General features: G+C 66.8%; 9 protein-coding genes. 3 read left to right on the top strand and 6 right to left on the bottom strand.

Annotated features, from left to right (window positions below; all coding sequences use genetic code 11):
• Nucleotides 1–5: 5 nt before the first annotated feature.
• The 3 genes from ACTJLC_RS27620 to ACTJLC_RS27630 form a co-directional block, all read right to left on the bottom strand.
• A complete protein-coding gene (locus ACTJLC_RS27620; protein ID WP_310134221.1) occupies nucleotides 6–1247 on the bottom strand; it encodes a glycosyltransferase family 9 protein in 1242 nt (413 codons plus the stop codon).
• 38 nt (nucleotides 1248–1285) lie between these two features.
• Nucleotides 1286–1888 (bottom strand): D-glycero-alpha-D-manno-heptose-1,7-bisphosphate 7-phosphatase, encoded by a 603-nt coding sequence (locus tag ACTJLC_RS27625; protein ID WP_310134168.1) that lies wholly within the window; start codon nucleotides 1886–1888, stop codon nucleotides 1286–1288.
• Nucleotides 1889–1974: 86 nt separating this feature from the next.
• A complete protein-coding gene (locus tag ACTJLC_RS27630) occupies nucleotides 1975–3270 on the bottom strand; it encodes a glycosyltransferase family 4 protein (RefSeq protein WP_083085640.1) in 1296 nt (431 codons plus the stop codon).
• A 534-nt stretch (nucleotides 3271–3804) separates the two neighbouring features.
• Here ACTJLC_RS27630 and ACTJLC_RS27635 point away from each other — a divergent pair.
• Nucleotides 3805–6486, top strand: a complete 2682-nt coding sequence (locus ACTJLC_RS27635) for an ATP-binding cassette domain-containing protein (protein WP_440845820.1) — start codon at nucleotides 3805–3807, stop codon at nucleotides 6484–6486.
• A 42-nt stretch (nucleotides 6487–6528) separates the two neighbouring features.
• On the opposite strand, the gene ACTJLC_RS27640 is transcribed toward ACTJLC_RS27635, so the two are convergent.
• Together ACTJLC_RS27640 and ACTJLC_RS27645 are read right to left on the bottom strand one after the other, a co-directional pair.
• On the bottom strand, nucleotides 6529–7518 hold the full coding sequence (locus ACTJLC_RS27640) for a glycosyltransferase family 2 protein (RefSeq protein WP_154873597.1): 990 nt from the start codon (nucleotides 7516–7518) through the stop codon (nucleotides 6529–6531).
• Between the two features lie 60 nt (nucleotides 7519–7578).
• The gene (locus ACTJLC_RS27645; RefSeq protein WP_310134159.1) at nucleotides 7579–8280 is read right to left on the bottom strand and encodes a PIG-L deacetylase family protein; all 702 of its coding nucleotides are present in this window, start codon (nucleotides 8278–8280) and stop codon (nucleotides 7579–7581) included.
• Nucleotides 8281–8550: 270 nt separating this feature from the next.
• Here ACTJLC_RS27645 and ACTJLC_RS27650 point away from each other — a divergent pair, with 270 nt between their 5' ends.
• Nucleotides 8551–8871, top strand: a complete 321-nt coding sequence (locus ACTJLC_RS27650; protein ID WP_310134156.1) for a hypothetical protein — start codon at nucleotides 8551–8553, stop codon at nucleotides 8869–8871.
• Between the two features lie 163 nt (nucleotides 8872–9034).
• On the opposite strand, the gene ACTJLC_RS27655 is transcribed toward ACTJLC_RS27650, so the two are convergent.
• A complete protein-coding gene (locus ACTJLC_RS27655) occupies nucleotides 9035–9946 on the bottom strand; it encodes a LysR family transcriptional regulator (RefSeq protein ID WP_073431137.1) in 912 nt (303 codons plus the stop codon).
• Nucleotides 9947–10072: 126 nt separating this feature from the next.
• Here ACTJLC_RS27655 and ACTJLC_RS27660 point away from each other — a divergent pair, with 126 nt between their 5' ends.
• Nucleotides 10073–11167, top strand: a complete 1095-nt coding sequence (locus ACTJLC_RS27660) for a tartrate dehydrogenase (protein WP_310317695.1) — start codon at nucleotides 10073–10075, stop codon at nucleotides 11165–11167.
• Nucleotides 11168–11357: the final 190 nt, after the last annotated feature.

Genomic DNA, 11357 nt, shown 5'->3' on the forward strand with positions numbered 1-11357 from the left:
GGGTTTCAGGGGGCCACCGGTATGCCGGTGAATGGAGGCGGCGAGTCGGCGCGCGGGGCGTCTCCGGGCTCGTGCGCGGCCTGGGTGGCCGTTTCAGCCGCGCCGTCGACTGGTTGCCGATGCGCCTGCGCCTGTGCCCGCAAGTCCAGTGCCGCTCGCACGACCTCGCCGGGCGCGACGCCGAGCAGACACGCGTGATGCTGCTGCGGACACACGCTGCGATAGCACCAGCGGCATTCGACATCGCGAAACAGCACGCGATTCGGCGTTTGCCACGGCGTGTGCTGCGGATTGGTCAGCGCGTACAGATCGACCACCGGCGTCGCGAGCGCGGACGCGAGATGCACCGGACCGCTGTTATTGGAGATCAGCACGCTCGCGCGTTCGATCAACGCGGCGAGTTCGCCCAGCTTCAACGCGCCGCTCAAGTCGTGCAGTTGCTTGCGCACGCGCGGACCGGCCGTCTCGATCACGGCTTCGACCAGCGGCCGCTCGCTGGAACCGCCGGTAATCAGCACGGGCGCGCGGGTTTCGCGCGCGAGGCGCGCGGCCACCTTGCCGAAGCGTTCGGGCGGATAGCGCCGCGACGCGGCGGTCGCGCCGGGGTGCAGCACGATATAAGCGGCGTCGCCATCGATCCCGCGCGCCGCCAGTTGCGCTCGCAACGTCGCGCGGTCGTTCGCGTGGACGCTGAAGCGCATGCGCGTGTCCGCCGAGTGCGCACCGACCTGGCGCACCAGATCGAGCTGCCGTTCGACTTCATGGCGCGTGCGCTGCTGCGGCTCGGGTTCGCGCAACCAGTCGGTGAGCAGCGAGTAGGGGTTTTCGCGGCAATGCGCGAGACGGCGCGGAATGCCCGCGAGATAGCACAGCATCGCGGCGGGCAGCGGACTCTGGCTATACACCGTGAAGATCACGGCCGCGTCGAAGCCGCCGCGCCGCAAGCGCTCCTGCATCTGTTGATCGTCGGCGAGCGTGCGGGCGTTCGTATGCGGATTCGCGACCCAAGGCGCGTCGTATTCGATGACGTCGTCCACATCGTCGAGGAACGGCGCGAGCGCGACCCCGCTCTTCGAGCCGAGCAGCGTGAGATGACGGCCGGGCGCGCCCTCGCGCAATGCGTGCAGCGCCGGCGTGGTCATCAGCACGTCGCCGAGATTGTCGAGCCGCACGCACAGAATGCGCTTGACCTCGTCGCCCCAGCGCGTGACCGGTGACGTGTCCGGCACGCGGGCATGCGCCAGCATCGGCTGAACTAAAAGAAGCGGGGCGTTCGGCGCGTTCATTACACGGCTTCCTCGCCGGCCGGCGCGGCATGCGCCGCCGCGCCGCTGTCGCGCACGACGATTCGCGCCGCCTCGTACAGATCGACGGCGCGCGCGGTGGGCACGCGGCGCGGTCCTTCGAGCCATTCGGTTTCGTGACCGTTATCGAGCAGAATCGTGCGGCAGCCCGCGCGGTTGCCCGCTTCGACGTCGTCGAGAATGTCGCCGATGAACCAGCTTCGCGCGAGATCGAGCCGGTGCTCGCGCGCCGCGCGCAGCAGCATGCCGGGCGCGGGCTTGCGGCAATCGCAGAGTGTCGCGTACGGCGCCACGCTGCCGCGCGGATGATGCGGGCACCAATAGGCGCCGGCCAGCGTGGCGCCGCATTCGGCGAACATGCGGCGCAGTTGCGCTTCGACCTCGATCAACGCGGCACGCTCGAACTTGCCGAGCGCGACGCCCGACTGATTGCTGACCACGATCAGTTGGAACGGATGACCGGCCAGCAGCGCCAGCGCCTCGCGCGCGCCGGGCGCGAAACGCATCGACTGCGGGTCGATGTTGTACGGCACGTCGTCGAGCAACGTGCCGTCCTTGTCCAGGAAAACGGCGGTATCCAGCATGATGTGTCGCCTGCCCATAACGGATGCGAGTGGCCAGGCGCCGCGGCGCGCGGCGTGCCCTGGCGGATCGAAACGGCAACTGCCGGCTAGCGGAACGACGCGCCGGCCGCGGCGCGCAGCGGCACCTCCTCGCGCTCCTCGCGCGTGCGGGCGGGCGCAAGCCGCGCCGCGCGCCGATAGATTTGCGCAAGCGACTCGCCCACGCCGTGCCACGTGAATTCCGCGCGCGCCCGCGCGAGGCCCGCTTCGCCCATGCGGCGCGCGAGCGCCGGGTCGCGCCGCAATTGCTCCAGACGCGCGGCGAGCGCCGCCGGATCGCGCGGCGGCACGAGGAAACCGGTCACGCCGTCGGCCACCGAATAGCGGATGCCGCCGACATCCGCGCCGATCACCGGCGTGCCGCAGGCCATCGCCTCGACCGGCGTGATGCCGAACGGCTCGTACCAGGGCGTGGTCACGAACACGTCGGCGGCGCTATAGAAGTAACGCAGTTGCGCGCGCCCGCGCCGGCCGATGAAGGTGGTTTGCCCGGCCACGCCGCATTGCCCGGCGATGCCCCGCAGCCGCGCGATCTCGGGCGTGGCGAGCTCGTTGGGCGCGTCCGAGTTGCCGCCCACCACGTACAGTTGCGCGTGCGCGCCGAAGCTTTGCTTGAGCATGCCGACGCCGCGCACCACGTTGTCGATGCCCTTGCGCTGCACGAGCCGCCCCAGTTGCAGCACCGTAAATTCATCTTGCCGCCAGCCGAGCGTCTTGCGGGCCGTGGCGCGGTCGACCGGCTGGAACTCGTCGGCGTCGAAGCCGCACGGCACGATTTCGATGCGGGCGGGATCGGCCCGGTAGTGTTCGATCAGGTCGGCTTCGTCTTGCGGGCATTCGGCCACCACCACGTCGGATCGCGCGACGAGGTCGTCCTCGATGGTGAAGCGTTCGTCGGGAAAGCCGTCGTCCGCGCCTTGATGAAGGCGGCGCACGCGGCCGAGCGCGTGAAACGTCGTGACGAGCGGGATGCCGAGCGCGGCTTTTACCTTCAGCGCGGCGAGGCCCGACATGAAGAAGTTCGCATGCATCACGTCGTACGGTTGGCGCTCGCGCCGGAAGAACTCGATCAGAAACGCGGCGAATTCGCCCATGAAGGGCAGCAGTTGTTCCTTCGGCAACTGCTTCGGCGGGCCGGCCGGAACGTGAATCACGCGAATGCCGTCCATGTCGGAGACGAGCGGCAGCAACGCGCGGTCGCGCCGCGTGAACACATCCACTTGATGGCCCATCCCGCTCAGTTGGCGCGCGACGTTCGCGACGTAAATGTTTTGTCCTCCGCTATCGACGCCACCGGCGACCGCGAGAGGGGAGGCGTGTTCACTGATGAGGGCGACTTTCATTGACGTTCCTTCGCATGATGGGCGTTTTCAAAGCGTTGGCGTGAGCGCCCTCGCGAGAGCGGGTGGGCGGGGCGCAGAGGCTACGCATGTACTTCGGCCTGAGCATCCGATGTGCCCGTTCGTTTCCACGCCGGGCCGCAACGCTTGCCGGCGCATGCACTGCACCTATGACGCTGTGGCGTTCCCTGTTTGCATCGGGACCAACGCTGTGGCGTTCCCTGTTTCTACAAGCGGTATGTAATTTCGCGTGCGTTGCATGCGTCGCGTCATGCAAGGAGGAAAATTTTGGCGTGATCTCGAACCTCGCGATGAACCGAATTACGCTATACGTAGGCCGTTTTTCGCTGTTCGGCGGGCGCGGCGCTTGCTGCGCGCTTGCTTGCTGCTTGACTGCCGCTCGTTACCCGCCAGGCTCGCCCGCAAGGTTTTGCACAAGCGTCGAACGCGCCGCAGAAATGTTCCGGGCTCGCGCATCGCGGATGAGCCGCGCACAATATCTCTGACTGCCGCCACTCGATTCTCATCAGGGACACCATGCCGAATTCCGCCACGCTGCCCCGCTCCGATCTGACGCGCCGGATCGTCGCCGATCTCGCGCGCGCGGTTTGGCGCTACCGCAACCAGACCGTCGCGGCGGTCGTGCTGATGGTGACGGCGAAACTCGCGATCGTGCTGATGCCGCTCGCGCTCAAGCGGGTGGTCGACGACCTCGGGCATCCGGCGGCGCAGGCGCTGTTTCCGGTGTTCCTCGTGCTGGCCTACGCGCTGCTGCGTTTTCTCGGCGACGCGCTCAACGAAGCCCGCGACGTGGTGTTCAGCATCGTCACGCAGCGCACGGTCGCGGCGTTCACCGAGCGCACCTTCGCGCATCTGCACCGCATGAGCGCGCGTTTTCATACGAAGCGCGAAACCGGCGCGATCGTCCGCGACGTGCAGAAAGGCGCGGACGGCATCGGTTTTCTGCTCGGCGTCGCGCTGTTTACGATCGTGCCGACCGCCTTCGAGATCAGCGCGATCGTGGCGATCATGGTGAGCAGTTATGCGCGCGAGTTCACGCTGGTGATCTTCGCGACCTTCGTGTGTTATGCGGCCTATACGTTCGTGTTCACGCGGCGGCGGGTGGCTTACCAGCGCGCGGTGAACGTGCTGGAGGCGCAGTCGGACGGACGGCTGGTGGACAGCCTGCTCAACTACGACACGGTCAAGTATTTCGCCACCGAGGACACCGAGACCCGGCGGCTGAACGCCGTGCTGGAAAAGTGGGTGCATGCGCGAACCGCCAATCAGCGCGCGCTGACCGCGCTGCACGTGGGACAAAGCGCGGTGATCGCGCTCGGCATCGCGGCGATCATGCTGCTCGCCGCGCAGCATGTGATGGTGCGGCAAATGAGCGTGGGCGACCTGATTCTGGTGAACGCCTACATCATTCAGATCTGCATGCCGCTCAACACGCTCGGCTTCGTGTTTCGCGAGACCAACGACGCGATGGTCAACGTCGAGCGCATGTTCGCGATTCTCGGCACGCAGGGGCGCGTGGGCGAGGACATCGACGAAGCCGCGGCGCAACCGCTCAAGGTGAGCGCCGGGCAAATCTCGTTCGAGCACGTGGATTTCGGCTACGACCCGGCGCGGCAAATTCTGCACGACGTGGATTTTCACGCGTATCCGGGCAAGACCCTGGCGGTGGTGGGCGGCAGCGGCTCGGGCAAGTCGACCCTCGTCAAGCTGCTGTTCCGTCTGTATCAGCCGAACCACGGCGCGATCCGCATCGACGGTCAGGACATCGGCCAGGTCACGCAGAAGAGCTTGCGCGAGGCGATCGGCATCGTGCCGCAGGACACGGTGCTGTTCAACGAAACCATCGCCTACAACATCGCCTATGGACGCCCTGGGGCGACCCGCGCCGACGTGGTGCGCGCCGCGCGCGCGGCGCAACTGAACGAGTTCATCGAACGTCTGCCGGATCACTACGACACGCGCGTCGGCGAGCGCGGCGTGCGGCTCTCGGGCGGCGAGCGGCAGCGCATCGCGATCGCGCGGGCCATTCTGAAGGACCCGCGCATCATCGTGTTCGACGAGGCGACCTCGGCGCTCGACACGCGCTCGGAGCGCGCGATCCAGACCGAGTTGACGCGGCTCGCGCAAGGCCGCACGTCGATCGTGATCGCGCACCGCCTCTCCACCGTGGTGGACGCCGACTGGATTCTGGTGATGGAGCATGGGCGCGTGGTGGAGCAGGGCACGCATCGCGAACTGCTGGCGCGCGAGGGCGTGTATTCGAAGATGTGGTCGCTGCAATGGCAGCAAGGCGAACTGGAGCACGCGCAACGCAAGCTCACCGCGCGATCGGTGAGTCTCGCCGCGTTGACGGCCGGCGTGATCGACGCGTTGCACGACGAACTTGCGGCTCATCGGGTCACGCTGTATCCGGTGCTCACCGACACCGATTTGCGCGTGACCGGCGACCCGAGCGTGTTGCAGCCGCTGATCGCCGAACTGTGCCGCGACGAAATCGTCCAGGCCAAGCCGGGGCAGCGCATCGAACTACGGGTGGAGCGCCACGACAACTACGCATGGGTGAGCGTGCTCGGCATGGGCGACAAACCCGCGGAGTTGTCGCAGGCCGCCGCGCGGCACATGGAAGAAACCCTGGCCGCGGCGGGCGGCGGCTTCACGTTGACGCCGCTGGGCGGGCGGCTCGCCTATGTCGCCATGTTGCCGCTGCGCCCGGTGGCAGACTCCGACGCGCCCGCGCCCGCTACCCAGGGGCCCGACGTTGTCGACCGCGCCATGCCGCTCGACGGTCTCTTCGTGATGGCGATCGACGATCAGGAAGACGCGCGCGACGCGCTCGAAGCGGTGCTGAACGCGGGCGGCGCGCGCGTCAGGCTGGCGGCATCCGGCGACGAGGCGCTGGCGTGGCTCGCGAACACGCCGACGCAGCAATGGCCGCATGCGCTGGTGTGCGATATCGTGCTCGCCGATGAAGACGGCTACGACGTGCTGCGCCGCTTGCGGCGTCTGGAAGCCGAGCGGGAATTGCCGCTGGAGGAACGCTTGCCGGCGATTGCGCTGACCGGCTACGCGCAGGCCGAAGACCGCATTCGCGCGAAAACGGCGGGCTTCCAGGCGCATCTGACGAAGCCGGTCGCGGCGGACCAGTTGATCGCCGATATCCGGCATCTGGCGATGGCGTCGGCGCGCGCGGCTGTATGAAGCGTGAGCTTGCCGGCCGCGCTTCGGATACACGGCTCGCCATTAGCCGCCGCGCTTCGCGCCAACCCCCGCGCCCGGGCCTGAAGCTACGCCCGCACCCACGCCCACTCCCGTACCCACGCCCACCCCCGTGCCGGTATTCGACGCCAGCGCCGCGCGCTCGCCCAGCCGCACACGCTCCCGCAGACCCAGCACATGGGGCGGCACGACCTCGCGACGCGGCAACGCCCACGCGAGCCCGCGCAGCAGCGCCACGCCGTCGCGCAGCAGCGTGCCTTCCCGAGCCCACACGCCGAAAGCGCGCAGCGTCGCGCGGCACGCCTCCTGCCACGGCAGACGCAGCCACGCGATCCACGCCGCGTTGCGCGCCAGCGTGCGCCGCCGCAAGCCGCTATTGCGAGCCGGCGACGGATGATGATGCACGGTCAACTGATCGCAATAGACGATCGCATGACCGGAGGCGAGCACATCCAGCGCGACGAGTTCTTCCTCGCCGCCGATGAAAAGACGCGGCTCGTAGCCGCCTATCTCGCGAAACAGCGCGGTGCGAAATACACAGGCGCCCGCCATGTAGCCGATCAATGCCGGGCCGGGCAGGCCGTCGCCGCCGAGCGGGCTTGCGCGCATCACCGCGCAGATCGGGTCGGGGGCTCGCGCTTCACCCACCACCACGCGCGCGCTCAGCACGCCGACGTTCGGCCATGCGTCGAGCAATTGCACCGCGCGTTCGAGCGAGCCCGGCTCCCACCAGGTGTCGTCGTCGCAGAAGGCGACATAGTCGGTGCCGACGCACTCGGCCGCGCGATTGCGGCCGGCCGCGCCGAGATTCGCGCCGCATTCGATCACGCGGACGGTTGGAAACAACGTTCTGACGAGTGAAACCGTGTGGTCGCCGGACGCGTTGTCCGCGACGAAAATGCTGGGACGTTCGGGGAGGGCTAGCAGTCGTTCGAGGGTGGCGATCAGTTCGTCCGCGCGATTGTGCGTGAGGACGACCACGGAGATGCGCGAGGCAAGCGGCTTCTGTTCCATGCGGTTCGATGTTCTTCTGATGGTCGATGCGTGCTGTCGAGCAAACGATGTGCCCATGCGCTATGCGTTTTTGCGGCGGACCTGCCAGTAGCGCTCCTGCGCAAACAGGCTGGCGCGTGCGTTCGGATCGAAAGCGCGCAACTGGCTGCGGTACGCGCCGATTGCTTCACGCTTCAGTTCCATGTGCTCGCGTTCGGCTCGCCTATCGGCGGGCGCTTGCAATTCCTCGGCGGGGGTGGCCGTGTAGCCAAGCGAGGATAGTTCGGCGACGCGAGCCTGAACCGCGCCTTCGATGCACCGGTAGGGGATGTCTTCATAGACATAAAAGGCGAGACCCGGCGTGTCGATCAGCAATGCGAGGCAGGCTCGTGCCGTGAGCATGTGATCGGCGTGAAACAGGCCGAGCGGTGCCATGAGCATGTCCGCTTCCGACTCGGTCAGCGTCTGTCGCAGCGCGCTCACGAGCGCATCGTGAGAAGGCGACGCCAGATACTGCGCGTCGCAAAAGGGCAGGCGCAGCGGTGTGGCTTGCAGTATCGCGAGCGCGCGCGTGTCTTCCTCGGTGCGCGCTTTTATTGCCTCGAAGGCGTCGGCGAAACCGGCTCGGCGGTCCCAGTCCGTCGTCATGTTTTCCGTGGGCGGCGCGGCGAAGACGGTGCAGACCCGCGCCCCCGGCCGCGCGGCGAGCAGTTCGCCGCAACTGAGAACGGCGTCGTCGAAGTGCGGCGAGATGACCAGCAGGTGTCGATGCGATTCGCTCATGGCTAAACGTGCGGGATCGTCGAAAGATCATGGATGTATTGCCGGGCAGCAATATGCGGACCTCGCTTCCTCCGCGGGAATCGGCAATCGGCGATCGGCGATCGCCGCCATGCTGTATGGATACCCAGTGTGCCCAGGCCTCACTCGCGCGCGTTTGCCTGTAAGCTTTAATCGACGAGTCCGTGCTGCCTATCGCGCGACTCGTCGTCATGAACGACATCGCAGACAGGCTTCAACGTCATTGCCAACTTTCCAGAGGGGATATCAGTCATGAAGTCATTCGCCGTCAAACAGATCATGCGCGGGCTCGCGGTCACCGCCCTGGTGGCCGGCGGCATGCCGCTCGCGGTCGCGCAGGATGCCGCGAGCGCGCCCGCGGCCGAGGCCGCCCAGCCCGGCGTGGCGAGCAGCGCGAAGCCGACCAAGGCCGAGCGTAAAGCGGCGCGCAAGCAGGCGCGCGCAAAAAAGAATGCCGAGTTGAAGAAACTCGAGGACGCGGGCTATCAGCCGTCCAGAAACGACCCGAACTATCCGAACGATCTGCAGAAAGCGCAGAAGAAGGCGGGCATCGGAACGGGCGCGAGCCAGTAACCGTGCGACAGCCGCGTAGTGCCGACCGGGCTCGCGCGGCTGTTTTCAATTAACGAAGCAGACTGTCTGGACAACACGGACAGCGTCCAGTGAATTTCCGCCAATGAGCGATCGCGGCGTTAGCTCGTCGCGCTGCCGCTCGACGCATGTGAGCCGCGCGGGTTCACCGTCCGCCGAGCGTCTCGACCAGCATGTCGACGAACGCCTTCACTCGCGCCGTCATCTGCAACTGCTGCGGATACACCGCATAAATGTCCGCGCCCGGCGTTCGATAGTCGGGCAGCACATGAACGAGCCGGCCATCGGCGAGATACTCCGCGATGTCCCACTCGGCGCGCATCAGAATGCCGTGGCCATCGAGCGCCCACTTCACCGCGATCTCGCCGTCATTGGTGGTGAGGTTGCCGCGTACCCTCACGGTCTCCGTCTTTTGCGTCGCGCCGCGTCCGCTCGTCAGACGCCATAGCCCGTAGCCGTCGTCGCCCTGACGAATGCCGATGCAGTTGTGCTGCGATAACTCAGCGGGGCCGCGCGGCGCGCGCCGCTTCGCGAGATAGGCGGGCGACGCGCACAGCAGGCGCCGGTTCGGCGCGACCCGGCGGGCGATCACGCGCGCATCCGGCGGTTCGCCGAAGCGCACGCACACGTCGAAGGCGTCGTCGCTGAGCGGCGGCGGGTCGACGGAAAGCTGCAACTGCACGTCCACTTCGGGAAAGCGCCGCACGAACCGCGAGATCAGCGGGGCCACGTGGCTGCGGCCGAACCCGAGCGTCGCATTCACGCGCAACAGACCTTTCGGCGCGGCTTGCGAGCCGCCGAGCAACTGCGCGAGATCGTCCATTTCGCTCAGGATGCGCCGGGCGCGCGTCAGATAAAGCTCGCCTTCGGGCGTGAGGCTCATGCGCCGGGTCGTGCGGTTGACGAGCGAAACGCCCGCGCGCGATTCCATCTGCGCGAGATGCTTGCTCACCGCCGCCGTGCTCAGGCCGAGTTCACGCGCGGCGGCGGTCAGGCTGCCGCTTGCGGCCAGCGTGGAGAAGAAGGCGAGGTCGTCGGGTTGTATCGATGAGGTCATTGGATCAGCGCAAACCGCGGACGTATCGTTAACTTCAGGTTAAGGATGCTTTGAGTCTAGCAACGTTTCCGCGAGCCGTGCGCGTCTTACGATGCGAGCCATACCTTCAACATCAAGGAGACGCCAGTGAAGACCTACCGCATCGCAACCATCCCCGGCGACGGCATCGGCAAGGAAGTCGTGCCCGCCGGCCAGCGGGTTCTCGAAGCCATCGCCGCGCGCCACGACGCCTTGCGCTTCGAATTCGAGAACTTCGAGTGGGGCGGCGACTACTACCGCGAGCATGGCGTGATGATGCCGGCCGACGGACTGGACGCGATCCGCGACAAGGACGCGATTCTGTTCGGCTCGGCGGGCGACCCGCATATTCCCGATCACGTGACCTTGTGGGGCTTGCGCCTGAAAATCTGCCAGGGCTTCGATCAGTACGCGAACGTGCGGCCCACGCGCATCCTGCCCGGCATCGACGCGCCGTTGAAACGCTGCGCGCCGAAGGATCTCGACTGGGTGATCGTGCGCGAGAACTCGGAAGGCGAGTATTCCGGCGTAGGCGGGCGCGCGCATCAGGGGCATCCGCTCGAAGTCGCCACCGACGTTTCGATGATGACGCGCGCCGGTGTCGAACGCATTCTGCGCTTCGCGTTCCGGCTCGCGCAGTCGCGCCCGCGCAAGCTGCTGACGGTAATTACCAAGAGCAATGCGCAGCGTCACGCGATGGTGATGTGGGACGAGATCGCGTTGCAGGTCTCGAAGGAGTTTCCCGACGTGCGCTGGGACAAGGAACTCGTCGACGCCGCGACCGCGCGCATGGTCAACCGGCCGGCGACGCTCGACACGATCGTCGCCACCAATCTTCACGCGGACATTCTCAGCGACCTGGCCGCGGCGCTGGCCGGCAGCCTCGGCATCGCGCCGACGGCGAATCTCGACCCCGAGCGCCGCTATCCGTCGATGTTCGAGCCGATTCACGGCTCCGCGTTCGACATCATGGGCAAGGGTCTCGCCAATCCGGTCGGCACCTTCTGGTCGGTGGTGATGATGCTCGATCATCTCGGCGAGACGCACGCCGCGCGCCAGTTGATGGACGCGATCGAACGCATCACGGCGAACCCCGCGCTGCATACCGGCGACCTCGGCGGCGGCGCCACCACCGCGCAGGTGACCGATGCGGTCTGCGACCTTCTCGCGGCGACTCTCGCGGCGGAATCGGCCGCGATCTGAGTTATTCGCCGATCTGAGTTATTCGCTATTCGCGCTCGCTCGGCCTTCGAGCGAGCGACGCATTCATCACATACTGATGGGTGCATCAAATATTGCCTTATGTTCTCAGGCGGCGTAACGAACATGCTTTTCCTTGAACAGATTGCGAATCACGTGAGGTTCCTTCTGCCGGCGATGCAGATGCCGACGG

The organism is Paraburkholderia sp. 22099, assembly GCF_052045835.1.
GTDB lineage: Bacteria > Pseudomonadota > Gammaproteobacteria > Burkholderiales > Burkholderiaceae > Paraburkholderia > Paraburkholderia terricola.